Annotated in this window: 19 protein-coding genes and 1 pseudogene; 7 read left to right on the top strand and 13 right to left on the bottom strand. The window is 65.1% G+C overall.

What is annotated here, in order from left to right; genetic code table 11:
• Nucleotides 1-4: 4 nt before the first annotated feature.
• The 10 genes and pseudogenes from uvrC to Q0907_RS08480 all read right to left on the bottom strand — a co-directional run bounded on the left by uvrC (nucleotide 5) and on the right by Q0907_RS08480 (nucleotide 11,806).
• Nucleotides 5-1,852 (bottom strand): excinuclease ABC subunit UvrC, encoded by a 1,848-nt coding sequence (uvrC, locus tag Q0907_RS08525; protein WP_299343264.1) that lies wholly within the window; start codon nucleotides 1,850-1,852, stop codon nucleotides 5-7.
• Nucleotides 1,849-3,273, bottom strand: a complete 1,425-nt coding sequence (locus tag Q0907_RS08520; RefSeq protein ID WP_299343262.1) for a redoxin domain-containing protein — start codon at nucleotides 3,271-3,273, stop codon at nucleotides 1,849-1,851. The genes uvrC and Q0907_RS08520 overlap by 4 nt, the downstream gene beginning before the upstream one ends.
• A gap of 22 nt (nucleotides 3,274-3,295) precedes the next feature.
• The gene (locus Q0907_RS08515; RefSeq protein WP_296281255.1) at nucleotides 3,296-3,760 is read right to left on the bottom strand and encodes a low molecular weight protein-tyrosine-phosphatase; all 465 of its coding nucleotides are present in this window, start codon (nucleotides 3,758-3,760) and stop codon (nucleotides 3,296-3,298) included.
• Nucleotides 3,757-4,518, bottom strand: a complete 762-nt coding sequence (gene kdsB, locus Q0907_RS08510; protein WP_299343261.1) for a 3-deoxy-manno-octulosonate cytidylyltransferase — start codon at nucleotides 4,516-4,518, stop codon at nucleotides 3,757-3,759. The genes Q0907_RS08515 and kdsB overlap by 4 nt, the downstream gene beginning before the upstream one ends.
• Nucleotides 4,519-4,548: 30 nt before the next feature.
• Nucleotides 4,549-5,565, bottom strand: coding sequence for a tetraacyldisaccharide 4'-kinase (lpxK, locus tag Q0907_RS08505; RefSeq protein WP_299343259.1), 1,017 nt, complete (start codon nucleotides 5,563-5,565; stop codon nucleotides 4,549-4,551).
• Entirely contained in the window at nucleotides 5,562-7,316 is a 1,755-nt protein-coding gene (gene msbA / locus Q0907_RS08500) for a lipid A export permease/ATP-binding protein MsbA (RefSeq protein WP_299343258.1), read from the bottom strand. The genes lpxK and msbA overlap by 4 nt, the downstream gene beginning before the upstream one ends.
• Complete coding sequence (locus Q0907_RS08495) at nucleotides 7,313-7,735, bottom strand: biopolymer transporter ExbD (RefSeq protein WP_299343256.1); 423 nt, start codon at nucleotides 7,733-7,735, stop codon at nucleotides 7,313-7,315. The genes msbA and Q0907_RS08495 overlap by 4 nt, the downstream gene beginning before the upstream one ends.
• A 9-nt stretch (nucleotides 7,736-7,744) precedes the next feature.
• Entirely contained in the window at nucleotides 7,745-8,410 is a 666-nt protein-coding gene (locus Q0907_RS08490) for a MotA/TolQ/ExbB proton channel family protein (protein ID WP_299343254.1), read from the bottom strand.
• Nucleotides 8,376-10,800, bottom strand: a pseudogene (locus Q0907_RS08485) (DNA internalization-related competence protein ComEC/Rec2); the annotation flags it as partial. The pseudogene Q0907_RS08485 and the gene Q0907_RS08490, both read right to left, overlap by 35 nt.
• A 1-nt stretch (nucleotide 10,801) precedes the next feature.
• Complete coding sequence (locus Q0907_RS08480; RefSeq protein WP_299343252.1) at nucleotides 10,802-11,806, bottom strand: integron integrase; 1,005 nt, start codon at nucleotides 11,804-11,806, stop codon at nucleotides 10,802-10,804.
• A 918-nt stretch (nucleotides 11,807-12,724) separates the two neighbouring features.
• Between Q0907_RS08480 and Q0907_RS08475 the strand changes: the two genes are divergently transcribed.
• Nucleotides 12,725-13,174 carry an SMI1/KNR4 family protein gene (locus tag Q0907_RS08475; protein WP_299343250.1) on the top strand — a complete coding sequence of 150 codons (450 nt, stop codon included), beginning with the start codon at nucleotides 12,725-12,727 and terminating at the stop codon, nucleotides 13,172-13,174.
• A 2,478-nt stretch (nucleotides 13,175-15,652) separates the two neighbouring features.
• Nucleotides 15,653-16,072, top strand: coding sequence for a hypothetical protein (locus Q0907_RS08470; protein ID WP_299343249.1), 420 nt, complete (start codon nucleotides 15,653-15,655; stop codon nucleotides 16,070-16,072).
• A gap of 425 nt (nucleotides 16,073-16,497) precedes the next feature.
• Here Q0907_RS08470 and Q0907_RS08465 read toward each other — a convergent pair whose 3' ends face one another.
• Nucleotides 16,498-16,791, bottom strand: coding sequence for a hypothetical protein (locus Q0907_RS08465; protein WP_299343248.1), 294 nt, complete (start codon nucleotides 16,789-16,791; stop codon nucleotides 16,498-16,500).
• A 488-nt stretch (nucleotides 16,792-17,279) separates the two neighbouring features.
• Here Q0907_RS08465 and Q0907_RS08460 point away from each other — a divergent pair, with 488 nt between their 5' ends.
• From Q0907_RS08460 to Q0907_RS08440, 5 genes are all read left to right on the top strand, one after another.
• Entirely contained in the window at nucleotides 17,280-17,717 is a 438-nt protein-coding gene (locus tag Q0907_RS08460) for an SMI1/KNR4 family protein (protein WP_299343247.1), read from the top strand.
• A gap of 116 nt (nucleotides 17,718-17,833) precedes the next feature.
• A complete protein-coding gene (locus Q0907_RS08455; protein ID WP_299343246.1) occupies nucleotides 17,834-18,160 on the top strand; it encodes a hypothetical protein in 327 nt (108 codons plus the stop codon).
• An 87-nt stretch (nucleotides 18,161-18,247) separates the two neighbouring features.
• The gene (locus Q0907_RS08450; RefSeq protein ID WP_299343245.1) at nucleotides 18,248-18,553 is read left to right on the top strand and encodes a hypothetical protein; all 306 of its coding nucleotides are present in this window, start codon (nucleotides 18,248-18,250) and stop codon (nucleotides 18,551-18,553) included.
• A gap of 101 nt (nucleotides 18,554-18,654) precedes the next feature.
• Complete coding sequence (locus tag Q0907_RS08445; RefSeq protein ID WP_299343244.1) at nucleotides 18,655-18,861, top strand: hypothetical protein; 207 nt, start codon at nucleotides 18,655-18,657, stop codon at nucleotides 18,859-18,861.
• Between the two features lie 102 nt (nucleotides 18,862-18,963).
• Entirely contained in the window at nucleotides 18,964-19,392 is a 429-nt protein-coding gene (locus Q0907_RS08440) for a hypothetical protein (protein ID WP_299343243.1), read from the top strand.
• Between the two features lie 35 nt (nucleotides 19,393-19,427).
• Here the strand turns inward: Q0907_RS08440 and lolD are convergent, their stop codons facing one another.
• Together lolD and Q0907_RS08430 are read right to left on the bottom strand one after the other, a co-directional pair.
• Entirely contained in the window at nucleotides 19,428-20,135 is a 708-nt protein-coding gene (gene lolD / locus Q0907_RS08435; protein WP_299343242.1) for a lipoprotein-releasing ABC transporter ATP-binding protein LolD, read from the bottom strand.
• Nucleotides 20,128-21,375 carry a lipoprotein-releasing ABC transporter permease subunit gene (locus Q0907_RS08430; RefSeq protein WP_296282408.1) on the bottom strand — a complete coding sequence of 416 codons (1,248 nt, stop codon included), beginning with the start codon at nucleotides 21,373-21,375 and terminating at the stop codon, nucleotides 20,128-20,130. The genes lolD and Q0907_RS08430 overlap by 8 nt, the downstream gene beginning before the upstream one ends.
• Nucleotides 21,376-21,378 lie beyond the last annotated feature (3 nt).

Genomic DNA, 21,378 nt, shown 5'->3' with positions numbered 1-21,378 from the left:
AGGCTTACTCGTTTCCTGCCTCGGGGGACGGCAGCCCGTGCAGGTTAGCGTAGATTCGCTCGGCCAGTGCGGCGTTCACCCCGTCGACGCGGGCGATCTCGTCGGCACCGGCGGCCTTCAGCCCGGCCAGCCCGCCGAAGTGCTTGAGCAGGCTCGCGCGCCGGCGCGGACCGATGCCGGGAATGTCCTCCAGCTTGCTGGTCATGCGCGCCTTCTGCCGCTTGCCGCGATGCCCGGTGATGGCGAAGCGGTGCGCCTCGTCGCGTACCTGCTGGATCAGCTGGAGGGCCGGCGACGCGGCACCCGGCCGCAATTCGCGGCCATCGGGCAGGACCAGCGCCTCGTGCCCCGCGCGCCGTTCGACTCCCTTTGCCACTCCGACGAGCGTGACGCCATCCACGCCCAGGTCCGCGAGCGCGGACTGCGCCTGCGCGAGTTGTCCCGCGCCACCGTCGATCAGCAGCACGTCCGGCAGCACGCCGCTTTCTTCCACCGCGCGCCGGAAGCGCCGCTCGATGGCCTGGTGCATGGCGGCGAAATCGTCGCCGGGCGTGATCCCGGTGATGTTGTAGCGACGGTACTGCGAACGTACCGCGCCGGCGGCGTCGAACACGACGCAGGACGCGACCGTCGCTTCGCCCATGGTGTGGCTGATGTCGAAGCACTCGATGCGCTTGGCGACCTCGGGCAGTCCCAGCAGTTCCTTCAGCGCCTCGCTGCGTGCGGTCTGCGCGTTCCGGCTGCCGAGTTCGGTCACCAGCGCGATCTCCGCATTGCGCCGCGCCAGGTCCAGGTAGCCCGCGCGTTCGCTGCGGACGTTCCACTTCAGCTGCACCTTGCGACCGGCCGCGGCCGCCAGTGCATGTTCGATCAGCTCCGCCTCGGGGATCTCGCGGTCCAGCACGATCTCCTGCGGTGCCGGCTGCTCGGCGTAGTACTGCGACACGAAGGCACCCAGCACTTCGGCGGCGGAGTCCTCGCCGTTGGTTTTCGGGAAGAACGTGCGCGTGCCGAGGTTGCGCCCATCGCGGAAGGCCAGCAACAGCACGCACGCCTGGCTGCCCTGCATCGCACAGGCCAGCACGTCGAGGTCGGCGGCGTGTCCGTCCACGTACTGGCGCGCCTGCAGCGTGCGGATCGAAGCCACCAGATCGCGCAGCCGCGCCGCCTGCTCGAACTCCAGGTTCGCGCTGGCCTGCTCCATCGCGCTGCCCAGTTCGCGCGTCAGTTCGTCGCTGCGGCCGTCGAGGAACAGCGTCGCTCGCCGCGCCGCTTCCGCGTAGTCCGCCTCTTCCACCAGTCCGACGCACGGCGCGCTGCAGCGGCCGATCTGGTACTGCAGGCAAGGCCGCGACCGGTTGCGGAACACGCTGTCCTCGCAATTGCGGATGCGGAACAGCTTCTGCATCAGGTTCAGGGTTTCGCGAACCGCGCCGGCGCTGGGATACGGACCGAAGTAGCGCCCGGGCACTGCGCGCGCGCCACGATGGAATGCGATGCGCGGCCACGCCTCGCGCGTGAGCAGCACGTACGGATAGCTCTTGTCGTCGCGCAGCAGCACGTTGTAGCGCGGCGTCAGCGACTTGATCAGCTGGTTCTCCAGCAGCAGCGCCTCCGCTTCTGTGCGCGTGACCGTCACGTCCATGCGCGCGACCTGGGTCAGCATGGACAGGGTCCGCGGCGACTTGGGCGAGTTGCTGAAATAGCTGGCCACGCGCTTGCGCAGCGCGCCGGCCTTGCCGACGTAGAGCAGCGTATCGTCGGCCGCGTACATGCGGTACACGCCGGGTGCCGTGCTCAAGCCGGCGGCGAATGCCTTGCCGTCGAATTCCGCCTGGGGACTGCCGCTCATTCGTCGATCGGGACGTGGCTCAGTTCGCCGGTGGCGATATCGTAACGGAGCACCGCGTGGGCATCGGTTTCCGCGATCCACACGGCACCTGCCGCCACCGACAGGCCGGCCGGTCCCTGCAAGCGTCGCGGCAGCGAGACCGTGGTCAGTTCGCCGCCGCCCAATCGCAGCGTACGCAGCGTGCCGTTGCCGCTGTCGGCGATCCACATGACCGGCGCATCGGGGCTCAGCGCCACCGCCTGCGGGTGCTGCAGGCGGGCGCGGTCGCGCGGACCGTCCTCGTCGCCGAAGCTCCAGACGCCCTGGCCGACCAGCGTCTGCACGGTATCGCCACGCAGCTGCAGGGAGCGCACGGCCGAACCCAGGGCGTCGCAGACGTACAGGGTCTGCAGGACCGCGGCCAGTCCCACGGGCTGCGCGAACGCCGCCATCGGACCGCTGCCATCGCGGACATCCAGTTGGCCCGACCCGGCGCGCGCGCGGATCTCACGCGTCCCCAGATCGTAGCTCCAGATCCGGTTGTCGCCAGCCATGGCCAGGAAGATCTGGTTGTTGTTCACCACCAGCGCCTGCGGCTGGTTCAGCGCCACGTCCCGCGCGGCGCCGACCACGCCCTCGGTCGGATCACCCGCGCGGCCGTTGCCGCACAGCGTATCCACCGTGCTGGTCGGCAGGTTGATGCGGCGGAGCGCGTGGTTGCCGGTATCCGCGACGTAAAGCGACTCGCGCACCAGCGCCAGGCCCTGCGGGCGACGGAATGCGGCATGGTTCAACTCACCATCGGCGAAGTCCGGCGTACCCATGCCGAACTGGCGGATGACCCGACCATGATGGTTGCACTCCAGCACCCGGTGGTGGCCGCTGTCGGCGACGAACAGCCGGTCCGGCGTGGCCACCAGTCCGGTCGGAAAGCACAATGGCATCCGGGGCTCGGGGTGGGCGTCCCGGAACACCCGCAGGTCATCGTCCGGCGGCACATGCAGGCCATCGCACAGGCGTGCGATCTGCCGCTCCAGGTCTGCCAGCCCTTCGGCCCCCATCGCACGGTGGCGCACGTGGCCTTCGCCATCGATCAGCAGCACCGTGGGCCAGGCGTCGACGCCATAGCGCTGCCAGGCGACCCAATCCCCGTCGTGCGCTACCGGCAGCGAAACACCGTGGCGGCGCAGGCGCTTCACCGCGCTCTGCGGGTCCCGCTCGCTGTCGAAACGGGGTACGTTGATCGCCAGGGCCTGCAGCCGCCCCAGGTAACGCGCCTGCAGGACCGCCAGGTCGTTGAGCCGTTGCGCGCACCAGGCGGAGGCACTATTGACGAACGCGAGGGCCACGATGCGGCCGCGCTGCTCGTGCAGCGAGGTCGCGGGCGCGTTCAGCCATTGCAGGCCTCGCGGCAGTTCGGGAGCCAGGGTCGTGTCGTTCATCCGCTTCGATTATGCCCCAGTCTCAGTTGGCGGCGAGTCGGGCCACGACCGCCTGTGCCGCCGAATCGACCAGTCGCCAGACCTGCTGGAAGTCTTCCGGCCCGCCCGTGTAGGGATCGGGTACCTCGCCTGCGGCTTCCAGGCCGGCCCACTCCAGCAGCAGCACGACGCGTCCCCGGGCCGCGGCCGGCGCCATGCGCAGGACATCGCGGAGATTGGCCCGGTCGGCGCACAGGATCCAGTCAAAGGTGTCGAAGTCGTCCGCGGTCACCTGGCGTGCCCGCTGTCCGCCGATGTCGACGCCGTGTCCGCGTGCGCAGGCGATCGCGCGCCGATCGGGGGGCTCGCCGGCATGCCAGCCGCCGGTGCCCGCGGAATCGACCCGCACCCGCCCGGCCAGCGCGGAGGCCTCAAGACGCGCGCGCAACGCACCTTCGGCCATCGGTGACCGGCAGATGTTGCCCAGGCACACGACCAGCAGGTTCACGCCTGCGCCTGCAGGATGGCCTCGGCACGCGCGAGATCTTCCGGTGTGTCGACGCCGGGCGGGAAGGGTTCCGGCGTCAGCGCGACGGCAATGCGGTGCCCCGCCTCCAGCACCCGCAACTGTTCCAGCGACTCGACCTGCTCGAGCCGGCCCGGCGGCATCGCCGAGAAGCGACGCAGGAATCCCGCGCGGTAGGCGTAGATGCCGATGTGCCGCAGCCATGCACCCGGCGGCAGCACGTCGCGCGACCGTGCGAACGCGTCGCGGTCCCACGGAATGGGCGCGCGGCTGAAATACAAGGCATCGCCATTGGCTGCGCGCACCAGCTTGACCGCATTCGGGTCGAACAGCGTCGCCGCATCGTCGACGGCCACGGCCAGCGTCGCCATGTCCGCGCCGCTCGTAGCCAGCGCATCGGCCACGGCACGGATGCCGGCCGGTGGCGCGAACGGTTCGTCGCCCTGCAGGTTAACCACCAGCGCATCATCGGCCCAGCCGGCGATGTCGGCGCACTCGGCGAGCCGGTCGCTGCCCGACGCGTGGCGCTCGGACGTCATCGCGACCAGAACCTCGGTGCCCTGCAACGCCTCGCGAATGCGGGCGTCATCGGTGGCCACCCACACCTCGCGCGCGCCAGCGGCCAGCGCACGACGGGCGACATGCACGACCAGCGGCGTGCCGCCGAGCAGTCGCAAGGGTTTGCCCGGCAGCCGTGAAGCCGCATAGCGAGCGGGAATGGCGACGATGAAATCGGTCATCGGAATCCGGAGCGGGTCGGGAGAGGATTTCTATTCTGCGGCCGCATTGGCAGCGGGCGTGAGTCGTTCCAGCAGGGCTATCCAGAACGCCTCCGGCAGTTTCGCTACGACCGGCACGCTGTAGAACCATGCGTTGGCGAACGTCGCGCACTTCACGGCGTCCTTCTCGGTCATCAGCACCGGCAGTTCGCTGCCGAACGAGAAATCCTCGGCCTGGTACGCATGGTGGTCCGCGAACGCATGCGGCACCACGCCCAGGCCTTTCGCGCGCAGCATGGCGAAGAAACGGCCTGGATTGCCGATGCCGGCCACCGCATGCACACGCTGGCCGACGAAGGCAGACAACGGCTTCGGCCGGCCACCGCGCAAGGGCAGCGCATCGTCCGCCTGCAAATGCATGGGCCATTCGCCGAATGCGGCATCCGCCTGTGCATCGGGAAGGTTGACGACGCGGAACGCGCACGCCGCCGCGCGCTCGACCGGCTCGCGCAACGGACCGGCAGGCATCAAGCGGCCGTTGCCGTAGCGGCGCGCGCCGTCGATCACTTCGATCTCCACGTCACGCTGCAGGCGATAGTGCTGCAGACCGTCGTCGCAGATGACCAGGTCGCAGCCCGCGGCCACCAGTGCCCTGGCGGCGGCGACGCGATCACGATCCACGCGCACGCGGGTACCGGTATGTCGGGCGATGAGGACGGGTTCGTCGCCGCCGTCGGCCGGCGGCGTGGCGGCGTCGACCCACCGGGCCTGGCCGTCGTCGTCGCGGCCGTAGCCGCGGCTGGCCACACCCGGCTTGAACCCGGCCGCGCGCAGCCGCTCGACCAGCGCGATGGTCAGGGGTGTCTTGCCGGTGCCGCCGGCCGTGATGTTGCCCACCACGATGACCGGAACGCCGACGCGGTGCCGGCGCAACACGCCCAGCCCGTACAGGCGCGCCCGCGCCGCGACCAGCGCGCCGTAGACGGCGGCCAGTGCACGCGCCCACAGCGGCACCGTGCCGTCGCCGAACCAGTACGCGGGAGGTTGCGGCATCGCGCGCCTGCTCACCCCGCCTCGCCCTCGCGGAACTGCATCTGGTAGAGGTGAGCGTACAGGCCGCCGTGCGCGAGCAGTTCGGCATGGGTGCCCTGCTCAACCAGACGCCCCTGGTCCAGCACCAACACCTGGTCTGCATGCTCGATGGTCGACAGGCGGTGCGCGATGACGAGCGTGGTGCGGTCCGGCATCAGCTTCTGCAGCGCGTTCTGCACCAGGCGCTCGGACTCGTTGTCGAGCGCTGCGGTCGCTTCGTCGAGGATGAGGATCGGCGCGTCCTTCAGCATCGCGCGTGCGATCGCCAGGCGCTGGCGCTGCCCGCCCGACAGGCGTCCGCCCTTGTTGCCGATCGGCGCCTGCATGCCTTCGGGCAGCTCGTGCACGAACTCCATCGCGTTGGCGCCGCGCACGGCATCCTCCATCGCCGCGGCATCCGCGCCCTGCAGTTCGCCATAGGCGACGTTCGCGGCCACCGTGCCATCGAACAGCATCACCTGCTGGCCGACGAGCGCGATCTGCCGGCGCAGGTCGGCCAGCCGGTAGTCCTGCAGGGGATGGCCATCGAGCAGGATCTGGCCGGACTCGGCCTCGTAGAACCGCGGGATCAGCTTGATGAGGGTCGACTTCCCGCTGCCGGAGCGTCCCACGATGGCGGTCACCGTGCCAGGGCGCGCGGTGAAGCTGATGCCCTCCAGCGCAGGCCGGCTCTGGCCCGGATAGCGGGTGGTGATGTCGCGGAACTCGATCACGCCGCTGGCACGGTCCAGCGGACGCCGGCCATGGTCCTGTTCGTCCTCGGCATCGAGCACGGCGAACAGGCGCTGTGCGGAGGCCACGCCCCGCTGCAGCATGTTCTGCACGTTGGTCAGCTGCTTCAGCGCCGGGATGATGGCCATCATCGACACCATCAGCGAAACGAAGCCGCCCGCCGTCAGGCGTCCCGCCATCGCCTCGCGCCCGGCGAAGAACAGCAGCAGCGCCAGTCCCACCGCACCCATCAGCTGCACCATGGCCGACGAGATGCTGCGGGTCGCCTCCACCTTCATGGCCAGCCGCAGGTTGGTGTCCGCCAGCCCGGCATAGCGGGCCAGTTCGTTCTGCTGGGCGCCGTAGATCTTCACTTCCTGCTGGTTGGACAGCGTCTGGTCGGCGGCCTGCATCATCTGCGCACCGCTTTCCTGGATGCGGTGGCTGATGCGGCGATACCGCTTGGCCACCGTATCCATCATCCAGGCCAGCGGCGGCGCCATCAGCAGGATGGCGATCGTCACCTGCCAACTGGTGTACAGCATCACCGCGAGCATGGCGATGACCTGCAACGACTGCTGCACCATCACCTTCATCGCATCGACGGCGGCCTGGGCCACCTGGTCGCTGTCCGATCCCAGGCGGACCAGCATCGAGGGCACCGGTTCGGTGTCGAAGCGCAGGCCCGGCAGGCGCAGGTACTTGCCCAGGACATCGACCCGGAAATCGCGGGCGATGCTGCGCGCCGCCTTGCCCATGCCCATGTCGGTGATGTAGCCCGCCAGCCCGCGGATCACGAACAGACCCACGATGTAGGCCGGCAACAGCAGGCTTTTCGCCTCGTCGCGCTTGATGAAGGTCTCGTCGACCACGCTCTCCATGAGCTTGGCGAACGCGCCGCCGGCACCGGCTTCCAGCAGCATGCCGATCGCCGCCAGCAGCAGAAGTCCCCGATAGGGAGTGGCGAAGCCGAGCAGCCGCTTGTAGACCTGCCAGGGCGAATCGGTTCCGCTCACTTCTGCGCCTCCGGCGCAGTGGCGATGTTGATCCGGCGGAAGCCCAGCTGGCCCAGCGCATCCAGTGCGGTCACCACCGCCTGGTGCGGCGTGCGCGCGTCGGCACGCAACAGCACGGGCCGGCTGCGGTCGCTGCCGGCCACCTGCTGCAGGATCTGCTTGAGCGCGTCGATGTCGGGACGGATGACCTCGTGCTCGTCGACGAAATAGCGTCCGTCGGCGTTGACCAGCACGCTGAGGGCCTTCACCTGTGCGGCGACCGGTTCGCCCGCCGCGCTCGGCAACTGCAGTTGCAGCATCGAGCGGGCATCGAAGGTGGTGGTGATGACGAAGAAGATGATCAGCACCAGGATCACGTCGATCAACGGCACCAGGTTGATCTCGGGCTCTTCCTGCGAGCGGTCGTCGCGGATGCGCATGCGCGGGCCTCAGGCGCTCGTCGGTGCTGTGGCCGGCGCGACCGCGCCGCCCGGCCGGACGACCGCGCGCGGGTGGCGCGCCTCCAGCGCATCGACCAGGGCGGTGGCCTCCTTCTCCATCTCGATCACGTAGCCGGTGACCTTGCCCCGGAAATAGCGATGGAACAGCAGCGCAGGGATGGCGACGATCATGCCGGCCGCCGCGCACACGAGCGCCTTGCCGATACCGCCCGCCAGCGCATTGACATCGCCGACGCCGCTGTCCTGGATGCCGAGGAACATCTGGATCATGCCGACCACCGTTCCCAGCAGGCCGAGCAGCGGGCCTGCCGATGCAATGCTGCCGAGCGCGTTTAGGAACTTCTCCATCCGGTGGACCACGTGGCGGCCGGTGTCCTCGATCCGCTCGCGGATCTGGTCGCGCGGCTTGCTGCGCATGTCCAGCGCCGCCGCCAGCAGTTCACCCAGCGGGGAGTTGCGCCGAAGCGATTCCACGTGCGCGGCCTCGAGCTGGCCCCGCGCGGCCCAGGCACGGACTTCCTCGCCCAGTCCGGGCGGCAGGATCTCCTTGCGGCGCAACGACCAGAAGCGCTCCACCACGATGGCCAGGGCCAGCACGCCGAGCAGCAGCAGCGGGATCATCGGCCAACCGCCGGCCTTCACCAGTTCCAGCACGTTCAGTCCTCCGGCGCATCCGGCCGTCCTTCTTCCAGCCGATAGGATAGCCCACCGGCCTGCCGCCACCGTACGGCGTCCCACCAGCGCGGTCGCGCGTGACGCCGTTCACGCAGCTGCAGCCCGCCCTTGCCCAGCCACACGCGCAGGGCTCCGCCCGTCTGGGTATCGACGACCTCCGCCCCCTGGGTGCGCCAGCGCGCCACCACCCCGGCCCGCGGGTGGCCGAACCGATTGCCGGCCCCACTGGCATTCAGTGCAAGCCGCGGCGAGGTGGCGGCGATGAAGGCCGGATCCGACGACCCCGCGCTGCCATGGTGCGGCAGCACGACGACGTCGGCGCGCAATCCGGCGGCATCGCGATGGACCAGGCTCCGCTCGACGATGGCGCCGATATCGCCCGGCAGCAGCGCGCTCCCGTGCGCGGTCTCCACCTTCAGCACGCAACTCGATTCATTGCCCAGATAAGGGAAATGCAGACCCGGGTGCAGGAAGCGGAAATGCACGCCGTCCCACGTCCACGACGCGCCGGCGAGACAGGCCGCGCTGGCGTCCACGCCGCTGCCAGGAGGCGCCAGCACGACGTTTACCGGCAGGCTGTCGCGCACGGCGTCGACCCCTCCGGCATGGTCGTTGTCCGCATGGCTGACCACCAGCGCATGCAGGCGCGGCACCCCCAGCGCTCGCAGGGCCGGCACCACCGCACGTTCGCCGGCATCGAATCCCTCCTCCACCGCCGGCCCGGCATCGAACAGCAGCGCATGGTTCGCCGTGCGTACCAGCGCGGAGAGCCCCTGTCCCACGTCGATCACGACCAGCTCCACCTCGCCCGCGCCGGGCCTTTCGCGATCCAGCCACAGCAACGGCAACCACAGCAGCACCGCCAGCCATTTCCCCGGCACACCGCGGGGCAGCAACAACCAGAATCCGCCGATCAACGCCAGCCACAGCGTCCACGCGGGGCTTTCCGGCAACCACCACAACGCGTGGGGATGCGCGGCCACCCGCTCGAACCATCCCCAGCTCGGTTCGAAGCAGGTCGCCGCCAAGCTCCAGGCCCATCCACCGGCACCCGGGTGCAGCACCTCCAGTGCCGTCCCGAGCAGGGCCAGCGGCACGACGACCAGACTCCACCAGGGAATCGCCAGGAGGTTCGCCAGCGGACCCGCGAGCGAGGCCTGGCCGAACAGCACGACGGTGAACGGCAACAGGCCGATCGTCGCGACGCCCTGTGCCGGCAGGAAGGCTTTCGCCCAGTGCATCGATGCCGGCAGGCACCAGGCCAGCCACGCAACGCCGCCGAAACTCAGCCAGAAGCCCGCCGCGAGCAGCGACAGCGGATCGCACAGCAGCACTGCCCACATCGCCAGCGCCAGCAAGTCGACGACCCGCACGTGGCGTCTTGCCACGCGCGCCAGCACCACTACGCCGATCATCAACACCGTGCGCACCGTCGGCAGGGCGAATCCGGCCACGGCGGCATACGCCAGCGCTCCGGCCAATGCCGCCGCACCCGCGGCCTGTGGGCGCGGAATGCGACGGGCCAGCGCGGGAAACACCCACCACGCACCTGCGGCCACCAGCGCGCAGGCGCCGGCCACCATGCCGACATGGAAGCCCGAGATCGCGATGAGATGCGTCAGCCCGGCAGCCCGCAGCACCTGCCAGTCGTGGTCATCCAGCCCCTGCGTGTCGCCCAGTGCCAGTGCCCGCACGAAACGCGCCATGCGGTCCGGCACGGCGGCAGCGATGCGCGCTGACATGCGGCTGCGCCAGGCATCGATGCCACGCCCCGGCGACAGCCGACGCGCCGTGCCGGGGTCGCGCACGTAGCCCATCGCGCTGATGCGCTGCGCCGCGGCGTAACGCTCGGTGTCAACCCCGCCCGGGTTCGCCAGCCCACGCGGCGCACGCACGCGGATCCGCAGATGCCAGCGTTCGCCAGCCCCCATCTGCATGCGCGCACCGGGTGCGGTGGCCCCGAAGTCGTCGTACCACGAAAGCCGCAACAGGCGACCCCGCAACGGGGCCGGTTGATGCGCATCGGCGTCGACCCGCAACAGGAAGCGGGTTCGTCGCGCGCCGGGCTCGGGCAGGCCCATGACCCGCCCGGAGACCTCCACCTCCCTGCCCTCCCACGCCACCGGGAGCTGCACACCCAGGCTCCACGTGGCATGCAGGCCCGCCCATGCCGCACCCGCGAGCAGCGCGCCCGCCCAGCGCCAGCGCCATGCGGCGCACCAGCCTGCGGCGCCTGCGGCGAGTCCCAGCCAGAGCATGGCCACCGCCGGCAGGGTCGCCTGCCACAGCATGCCCACCATGCCGAGCAGGAGCGCCGCCACGCATGCCAACCCGGCCGGCGCCGGAACGGGTGCGTCCGTCCGCCCCATCTCAGCGATCCAGCGGACTGAGCACCGCGCCCGCGCCGCGATTGAGCACGTGCGTGTAGATCTGCGTGGTGGCGACATCCTTGTGCCCCAGCAGTTCCTGCACGGTGCGGATGTTGTAGCCGCTTTCGATCAGGTGGGTGGCGAACGAATGGCGCAGCGTATGCGCGCTCACCGGCTTGACGATGGCCGCCGCCACCCGCGCACGCTTCAGCGCACGCGACAGCATGGCCTCGTCGATGTGGTGCCGTCGCCAACGGCCATCGCGCGGATCCAGGCTGATGGCGCGCGCGGGAAACGCGTATTGCCAGCCGAGCTCGCGCGCCGCGTTCGGATACTTGCGCGACAACGCATGCGGCAGCCACACCTCGCCGGCGCCGCGCGCGAGATCCTGCGCATGCAGTACCTGGACCCGCTCCACCTCCGCCTGCAATGCCGGCACCAGCGACGCCGGCAACACCGTCCGCCTGTCCTTGCCGCCCTTGCCCTCGCGCACGGTGATCTCGTTGCGGGCGAAGTCCACGTCCTTCACCCGCAAGCGAACCCCTTCCATCAGGCGCATGCCGCTGCCGTACAGCAGCCGCGCCAGCACCGCCATGCGGCCATCCATGTGCGCGAGCAAGGCACGCACCTCGGTTTGCGACAGTACGGTCGGCACCCGCTGCGGTCGCTTGGCGCGCACCACATCCTCCATCCACGCCAGCTTCAACCCCAACACCTCGCGATAGAGGAACAGGACCGTCGACAGCGCCTGGTTCTGCGTACTCGCAGCCACCTTCCCCTCGACCGCCAGCTGCGTCAGGAACGCCTCGACCTGCACCACCCCCAGCTCCCGCGGGTGACGCCTGCCATTGGCAGCAATGAACCGGCGTATCCACCCCACGTACGCCCGCTCCGTGCGTATGCTGTAGTGACCCACCCGAAGCCGGCGCTCCACCTCCTCCAACAAACCCCGCCGGGCCGCCGACACCCCATCCGATACCGCCCCGTCCTCAGGCTGATATTCCATTGCGATCGCATTCCATGCGGATAACGCTGCCAGCGTCGCAGGCAGCTCGCATCGAAACCATCAGCCAAGCCGTTGAACGGACGTAAGGAAAGCCTGATTGACGCTGTGTGGAGGAGCCTGAATACTCGGCGCTATTACCCCGGAATGGGGTCTACTAGGTGTTAGGCACGGGGAGAGGCATCAATGCAATCAGCAGAAGATCGTGGGCGTCTTTACTTGCTCGCCTTCATAGCCATCTTGGTGATTGGCGACCTGCTTCTCAAAGGACTGCTTCTCGCTGCCGGAAGCCTCCGGTGGAGCCAAGCGGGTGGCACCGCCGTGACCCTTGCGACCTGCTGGTTCCTTTGGCGCGGTTCTAGCTTTGCCTACTGGTTTCTGGTTGTCTGCACTGCCCTGGCCATCGCTTTCTCTCTCTTCGCTGCGGCAAAGATTCCGGTAGCTATCGCAGCCGCCATTGGCATCTTTATGGCATTCCTACTACTTCTGCTCTTAGCACCGGCCACACGCAGATTCCTGTCATCGCGGCGCGCAGCCCGTGCCTAACAATTCATTCAAGCCGAACCCGCTTCGCGGGTCGGCTTAATTCTGGTGTTATACGGCAGGGCGGAATCAGATCTGTTTCTGCTTGGGCAAGGTCTGACATCACTGCACGCCGCTTTCTGATTGCCCGCGGCCGCGATCAGCTGCTACAAAAGCGGCGCAACCGGCGCGCCACAAGCCGAGGCTTGCGGTGCTCCGGTCAGCCGCTTTTGCCGGGCGCTTCAGCGGAGGGGTTTCAGGTAGCAGGCATCGCTGGGACGGACGCTCCGCATCGCACGCATCCGGACCGCTGCCGCATAACTAGTCGTTCAACCGGAACCCGCATCGGGGCCGCGTCTTCGGCAGGGATCCGGCTATCATCGGTGTCGGAGCGGACCCATGGCGGGTCCGGTTAACTCTGGTGTTAGAGCCCACGTGAGATACCCGGCACCTACAAATGAAGAAATCGCCGAGGTTGAGAGCACGATCGGTTATTCGCTCCCATCTGCGCTCGTCGAGCTTTATGCCAAACGAGGCAATGGTGGCTTCGGGCCGGACTACGGCTTGCTCGGCTTGGGCTCCGGCCATCTGACGGATCAAGGCGACACGGCTCTAAGCCTCTACCGCATCTTCAACGAGCCAGACACAGAAGATCCCGGCTGGGCTTGGCCTAAGCATTTGCTCCCCATTATTCATGCTGGCTGTGCCATCCACTACTGCATAGACTTGGCCTCACCTGACAATCCCGTCGTCAAATTTGATCCAAATGGATTCGGCCCAGGTGACGATTGGCAGGCTGCGTTTTCTGTGGCTTCTTCAAAGCTGGAGCCTTGGCTTGGTGGGCTCTAACAATTCATTCAAGCCGAACCCGCTTCGCGGGTCGGCTTAATTCTGGTGTTAGGCTGCAGTGACAGAGACGCGCACATCCCACCTAGAAGACCTTCTTCACTTCAGCCGCCCTCTCGCCGACGTGACCCATGATCTATCGGCCTTTTCCTGGGACTCGGAGGAGGAGTTGGTCACCTTGGAGTCGGGGCACATCTCGGCCATTCTTGGTCGGTTCCTAGCGGGTGATGTTTCAGATGCCGACGTAGAGGCCTGGGCCAATGCTATTGAGTGCCGTGAGGACATCGGCTTTCCCCAGCCCTCGCCGGTCGCTGAGGCAATCTGGGAGCTAGCCAACCCCTTGCTCACCCGACCACTCACAAGGCAATCTGCTGGCGAGCTGGTTGCAACGTTACGTCGCGCTGCAGCCTAACAATTCATTCAAGCCGAACCCGCTTCGCGGGTCGGCTTAATTCTGGTGTTAGGCGGCATGGAGACATCAATGTGGATTCGCTATCTGTCCCCAGTGCTCCTGCCTTTGGTAGCGTCGTGCTCGACGGGCACGATGAGATCGCAAGACGAGATGTGCGCCGAGATTGCCAAGTTCGCATCGGCGGCCACGACCGGAGAAAGCCACGCGATCACATTGCGTGGCGGCTGGGGCGGAGACACTCCCGATGCACTCATGACGCATGACTGCCAGCATTCCGGCTACGAGCCTGGCAAGTCGCTTTGCACCTACCTGCTACCCAACACCTCTTGGGAGTTTGGGCACTACAACGCTAAGAGGGCAGCGACTTGCCTAGACTCTCCAAACCGGCAAGATTTCATCCGCCGTATGGATAAGGATGAGTGGCCGGCCGCGATAACTTCGTCACTGCGGCTACTTCCAGACAAGCACATACAGGTCACGGTACGCTTTGATAGCAATGACCTATCCACTCTCACTCTGTCGGCGGCGCGGCAAGGCAACTAGCTTGCCGCCTAACAATTCATTCAAGCCGAACCCGCTTCGCGGGTCGGCTTAATTCCGGTGTTAGGCGGCAATGATGAGTTATCGCACGCTTTCAGCTCTAGCTCTTCTAGTTCTCGGGTCTCTCGTCCTCGCGGCGTGCGGGTCTGAAACACCTGATGCCACGGACACGGCGACCAGGGCTGGCTCTCAGCCCACTAGGCCCGCGCTCTCCAGAGCAGACCTTTGCCGTTCTCTGCTGTCCGGGCAACATCTGGACACTCAGTCACTCTTGGACCTTTCCCATGAGATCAATCCTACCCACAGTGAGTCATACAGCGGCGCGGACTCTGATTGCTACACGGCGGCAACTCGTGAGGTCGCGTTACGCAAGTAGGTTGCCGCCTAACAATTCATTCAAGCCGAACCCGCTTCGCGGGTCGGCTTAATTCTGGTGTTAGGCTGCAGTGACAGAGACGCGCACATCCCACCTAGAAGACCTTCTTCACTTCAGCCGCCCTCTCGCCGACGTGACCCATGATCTATCGGCCTTTTCCTGGGACTCGGAGGAGGAGTTGGCCACCTTGGAGTCGGGGCACATCTCGGCCATTCTCGGTCGGTTCCTAGCGGGTGATATTTCAGATGCTGACGTAGAGGCCTGGGCCAATGCTATTGAGTGCCGTGAGGACATCAGCTTTCCCCAGCCCCCGGCGATCGCTGAGGCAATCTGGGAGCTAGCCAACCCCTTGCTCACCCGCCCACTCACAAGACAATCTGCAGGCGAGCTGGTTGCAACGTTACATGGCGCTGCAGCCTAACAATTCATTCAAGCCGAACCCGCTTCGCGGGTCGGCTTAATTCTGGTGTTAGGCCTGCACAACAGCATCTTGGGGTCGCAATGCCTCACAACTCAGTCGATCTGCATATGCCCGAGAATTTCTGGGATACACGTCATCCGCACCGACTGCGGACTTGGCTTCGCGTGCACATGCCCGGCCCGATCTCCGACTTTTTTCCCAAGGCCACTGACTGCACGACGAGTGGCGGATGGCATCGCTGGTACAACAAAGATGAGTTACATTCCGCCTGCTATCACTGAGGTCATCATCGAGGGCCAGCTTTGGCGCCAGCAGCCGAGTCAGCCTGGAGTGCAGGCCTAACAATTCATTCAAGCCGAACCCGCTTCGCGGGTCGGCTTAATTCTGGTGTTAGGCCCCGTATGAGCCACGACGAGAATCTCAAAGTAGAGCATTGGCCCGACCCGCCCTTTCCGGACTTTGATGCGGAGGGGTTCATGCACCCGCCATGGGTCAAGTTTCCCAATCTTCCCCGCAGATCCTCGGGGTGGCGCATGGGCATCGGAGAGTCCTATCGGGATGACTTCGACACATGGTGGTCACGTCAGCCTCGCTCCGTTCGACTTTCTGTCAGGACAAAGTATCCTGAGTCACAAGACTGGTCCGGGTTCTGGCAGTCACTGTCCGGGGCCTAACAATTCATTCAAGCCGAACCCGCTTCGCGGGTCGGCTTAATTCAGGTGTTAGGCGCTTATGAAAGTTCAATGCCAGATCACTTCCGTCTTGCTGGTTGCCGCAGCCACGCTCAGCTCAGTTGCCGCGTGGTCTCAAACGACGCCATCTGACGTATCAGATGAGATTTCCAGAATCATCTACTCGGATCTGCCCAAGCCAGTAATGCTGGCCCGACTCTCGACATTCGTCAGCGTCGGAGACAGGCTTGAGGATTTCCCAGCCAAGACGGGACTTGATCTTGGCTTCTGTCTCGGCGGAGGGCCAGGTGTAGTAGATTGCCATTTGGCCAATGGCCTTCAGCTCGTGGCAGATCCCTATGGTCTGGTACAAGTAATTCGGCGCGACTCCAGAACCGTCGAGGGCAAGGCATTCCGTGAGATGTCCATCTCAACTCATGTCCTGCATTGGAATGGCTATGCGCGCGGCTATACGGAGTGACGCGCCTAACAATTCATTCAAGCCGAACCCGCTTTCGCGGGTCGGCTTAATTCTGGTGTTAGAGCCCTTTGGAAACTTGGCAGCCCATTACAGTCATTGAGCTTGAGGCGCTGGTTGCCGATCAGCTTCCCAACTGCTCACCTGCTCAGCAGATTGCGTTTGCCTCGTATCGCGTACCTTTTTACTCGGCACCCTTCCATCGCAACCGCGTCTTGGAGCATGTCCTTGTCGTTGCGGAGTTACCCTCTGGCCTGCTTTACTACGAGGATGTTGAGGGGGGATTTGAGGTTGGAGTGCTAGATGCTGACGGCATCCTGCAAGACCATGGCTGCAACCAGTTGGAGTTGACTCATGTGCTATCGCGGGCAGGGCTCTAACAATTCATTCAAGCCGAACCCGCTTCGCGGGTCGGCTTAATTTAGGTGTTAGGCGTCATTGACGGTCACATGAGTCTCGAAACGTCGTCCTACTTGTATCGCTACATCCCAACTTGGCGCCGTCACGATGGCCACCTGCTCCTGTATCGCGTCGTGGAGATTTTGGGTGTCGGATTTGTAGTTCAGAGCTGCGATCACATCTTCCCAGATACCGCACAAGAACAAATACTTCGGCTTGATCGGCAGTTCGAAGAGTTGATGTGCGAGGCACCTCCAGAGCAGCGCATGTCGCCACGAAGCTCGATTGAGGAGGCAGTTGCAGACTTTGACCGCCAGTTTCAAGATGACGCCTAACAATTCATTCAAGCCGAACCCGCTTCGCGGATCGGCTTAATTCAGGTGTTAGCACTCATGAGCGGACAGAGATCCCCTCTTCTATTCGTCGGAGCAGCTACAGCTATTGCAGTTCTTTTTGGCGCTGGCGCTTACGTCTTACCTCACCTGCACGCTGACGACTGTCGTGCCCAAGCGGCCAGGTACTTGGAGAAGCATCCAGTGCAGGGGCGTGGCTTAGACCAAAAACTGGTTAGTGCCAAGCCTTCCGATGTCTGGGTGTACACATCGGGACCCCTGACCAGCGTTGCCGCCTACTCTGTTCCAGCCGATCTGCACGTTGTTCGCTACGTGCATGAATGCAGGTCCAGTCTGACGTCAGTATCGCTGGGGCCCCGCAAACGGCTTTACATGCTGTAGGGTCATGCCATGAGTGCTAACAATTCATTCAAGCCGAACCCGCTTCGCGGGTCGGCTTAATTCTGGTGTTAGCTCCCATGGAATGGCTCAGGACACTCCAAGACCTATACCCCAGTATTGAACTGACGTCCGGCGCCACCGACGCGGAAGTTCTCGCATGCGAGCAAGGGCTTGGCTTATTGCTCCCCGACGACCTCAAGTCTCTTCTTGCGGCGTCGGATGGTGTGCTCGGCGAGTATGAGCTCGGATTGGTTTGGCCTGCCGAGCGGATCAAGAGTGACAATTTGCAGTTCCGTAGCGATCCAAGCTTCCCCGAACTTTACATGCCGTTTGACTCGCTTCTCTTTTTCGGTGACGCAGGCAATGGCGACCAGTTCGCCTTCCCGATTCAAGCTGGAGAGGTAAGGCGGCCTGATATCTTTGTTTGGTCCCATGAGGATGATAGCCGCACCTGGATTGCCCCTTCCTTGGGCAAGTTCCTACAGTGGTGGGTCAGTGGGCACATCAAAGTATAAGCTGGGGGCTAACAATTCATTCAAGCCGAACCCGCTTCGCGGGTCGGCTTAATTCAGGCGTTAGGCGGCACACCATGCACTGTCGATATCCAAGGAACCTGCTCTCAAAGCTTGTATTGGCAACGCTGGGCGCCGCTCTCATCACAAGCTGTGTTCATCATCGCCTTGGACCAAAAACGGAGCACGCACGCGTTGCGCGCGGTTTTGTGCTTGCCGCCGGGTGCGAAATTTCAGAGTCAATGAGGCGCTATGAAACTTTAGACTTTGCTGATCTGTTGGGTAACCCAAATCTTGCAGACTCGGCAGGATGGGCGACGGCCATTCCCATAATGCAGCCAGGCGACCAGCTCCGCCACGTCAACTGTGATACGGGTGAAAACTACTTTGGCCTATTTCGCGACAGCACTGCTTTATTCAAGTTTGGCCGCATGATCAATGATTGATCGCCGAGTGCCGCCTAACATTTCATTCAAGCGGAACCCGCTTCGCGGGTCGGCTTAATTCTGGTGTTAGGCCGCATAGGAGAGTGCATGGCACGTTTCCCGTTCAACGACCTGCATAGCTTCAAGGACTATATTGGGTTCGTGAAACTATGCTCTCCAGATCTCTTCCCAAATCGGGAAGGTGTCGGCCTTGACGAGCAATGGTCGCTGTCGCTGGCGTTCCAAGGGCTCCGTGAGGGATTCGCTTATCTTGCCGGCAAGAGGGATTTGCTAGCCACCTGCATCGACCTGACAGACAGAGCCTACTCTGCGTATGTGTCGGGGGAGGCGCGCAGAGGATATGAACTTCTAGAGGAAATGCACTGCAAGGTTAAGGCTGTCAGGTCGCAGTGATGCGGCCTAACAATTCATTCAAGCCGAACCCGTTTCGCGGTTCGGGTTGATTCTGGGATCAGGCCCCGCGTGAGCCATATGGGGAACTTGCAGTCAGCAGCATGAAAACTCGCCTGCATTGTTCACCCGATACGTACTGCAAGACGGGTATCGCGCTGGTCACCATCGCAGTCTTCCTTTTTCTGGAGGGACTTGCCAAAGATCCTGTGCCCAGTGACGAAGTCAGACGTTTTCTTGTCGCGGGCTTGAGCGTGGGTGGGGTGTTGCTGTACGTCGCCGGCAAGATCGCGTCAGCCAAGCGCAGGTAGCTCAGCGCCTTAGCAGCGGCGTCCGTCCCGCGGCGCCGAACGGACAGGATCCCTTCCAGCCGAGTACGGGGGTAAGATCCCCGCACGTTCTTGGAGCCTGCCATGTCGAAGATGCTTCGCAACATCGCTGCCGTCGTCGCCGGCCTCGTACTCGGCAGTCTCGCCAACATGACCGTCGTCATGCTCGGACCCGCGCTCTTCCCGCCCCCGCCGGGCGTGGACATGACGACGGCGGAGGGCCTGCGACAGGCCATGCCCCTGTTGCAGCCCCGGCATTTCATCGCACCGTTTGTTGCGCACGCACTGGGGACGCTGGTCGGTGCGCTTGCCGCGCATGCGATCGCCGGCAGCCGCAAGGCACTGTTCGCTTGGGTGATTGGCCTTCTGTTCCTGTGTGGAGGCATCGCCGCCAGCGTGATGATTCCCGCACCCATCTGGTTCAAGGTCTGCGACCTGTTGTTCGCCTACATGCCGATGGCGTGGCTGGCGATCCGGATCGCGACCTATCGGAAGCGCGCGCCTGCCGCTTGATACAGGAGCGCGGCGCGTGGTCGCGCCGCCACCGATCAGACGGCGTCGCGGGGCAGCTCGCGCAGCTTGCCTTCGTGCAGTTCCAGCACCCGGTCCAGCCGGCGCGCCAGGCGGCGATCATGGGTCACCAGTACCAGACTGGTCTTCTGCGCCCGGTTGAGCTCAAGCATCAGGTCGAACACGGTCGCCGCGGTCTTCTCGTCCAGATTGCCCGTGGGCTCATCGCCCAGCACGCAGGCCGGTTGGTTGACCAGGGCGCGCGCCACCGCGGCACGCTGCCGCTCGCCGCCCGACAATTCACCAGGTTTGTGCGCCAGGCGATGCCCCAGGCCGACCGACTCCAGCAAAGCCCTCGCCTTGCCTGACGCCGTTTCCGCGTTCGCGCCACCCAGCATCACCGGCATCATGACGTTCTCGAGCGCGGTGAACTCGGGCAGAAGGTGATGGAACTGGTAGACGAACCCGAGCGAGCGGTTGCGCAGCTGGCCACGCGCTGCGTCGGACAGCGACGACATCTTCTGTCCGGCGACGTACACCTCGCCCGAGGTCGGCGTATCCAGGCCGCCGAGCAGGTGCAACAGCGTGCTCTTGCCCGCGCCGGACGCGCCCACGATCGCGACGGTCTCGCCGGGCTGCACGTTCAACTCCAGCCCGTCGAACACCGGCGTGCGCAGCTTGCCTTCGGCATAGGTCTTGCCCAGCGCCTCGGCGTGGACGACAGCGGAACGGATGGCGTCATTCATAGCGCAGCGCCTCCGCGGGCTGGGTGCGGGCGGCCCGCCATGCCGGATAGAGCGTGGCGAGGAAGCTCATCGTCAAGGCCACGGCGGCGATCAGCACGACTTCGCTGCCGCTGAGTTCGTAGGGCAAGCCGGTGATGTAGTACACGTCCGGCGGCAGCAACGTCACCTTGAACACGGCTTCGATGGCGGCGAGGATGTACTCGAGGTTGATGGTCAGCAGGATACCGCCGACCACGCCAAGGACCGTGCCCATCACGCCGATCAGCAGGCCCTGCACCATGAACACCTGCATCACGCCGCGCGGCGTCAGGCCCAGCGTGCGCAGGATGGCGATATCGGCCTGCTTGTCGGTGACCAGCATGACCTGGGAGTTCACCAGCGAGAACGCGCCCATCAGGATGATGAAGGACAACAGGATGCCCATCACCGTCTTCTCCATTTTCAGCGAGTGGTAGAGGTTGGCGTTCTCGCTGGTCCAGTCGCTGATCCGGTAAGGGCCCTGCAGACGCAGCGCGAGGTCGCGTGCCACCTCCCAGGACTGGTACATGTCGTGCAGTTTGAGACGCACGCCGGTCACGCCCTCGCCCATCCGCAACACACGCTGCAAGTCGCCCATGTGCACGAGCGCGAGGTTGCGGTCGACGTCGTTGTGACCGACCGAGAAAATGCCGCTGACGGTGAAGCGCTTGATCTTGGGCATCGCGCCCATCGGCGTGCCTTGGAAGTCGCCCGCGGTAACGACGACGCTGTCGCCTACGCCGACGCGGAGCCAGGCCGCCAGCTCCTGACCCAGCAGGATGTGGAATTCACCCGGCTTCAGCGAGTCCAGCGTGCCGGCCTTCATCTTGTCGCCGATCACGGAAACCTTCGGCTCCTCGCCAGGCAGGATGCCGGTGACCAGCGCACCCTGAGGATCGGCATTGCCGGTCAGCATCGCCTGCACGTTGATGAAAGGGGCGGCACCCGACACGCGCGGGTCGTCCATCGCGATCTTGGTGGCATGCGGCCAGTCGTGCATGGCCTCGCCTGCGCCCATTACCGTCGCGTGCGCCGTGGCCTGGAGCAAGCGGTCGCGGATTTCGCGCTGGAAGCCGCTCATCACCGACAGCGTGGTGATCAGGATCATCACGCCCAGCGCGATGCCGACGACCGAGGCCAGCGAGATGAAGGAGATGAAACCGTTGCGGCGCTTGGCGCGGAGATAGCGCAGGCCGATGGCGACAGGGATGGGTTTGAACATGCC

The organism is uncultured Pseudoxanthomonas sp. (assembly GCF_947498795.1).
Classification (GTDB): Bacteria; Pseudomonadota; Gammaproteobacteria; order Xanthomonadales; family Xanthomonadaceae; genus Pseudoxanthomonas_A.
Note: the sequence above shows the minus strand (reverse complement) of the source record. Positions and strands in the feature narration are given on the sequence as shown.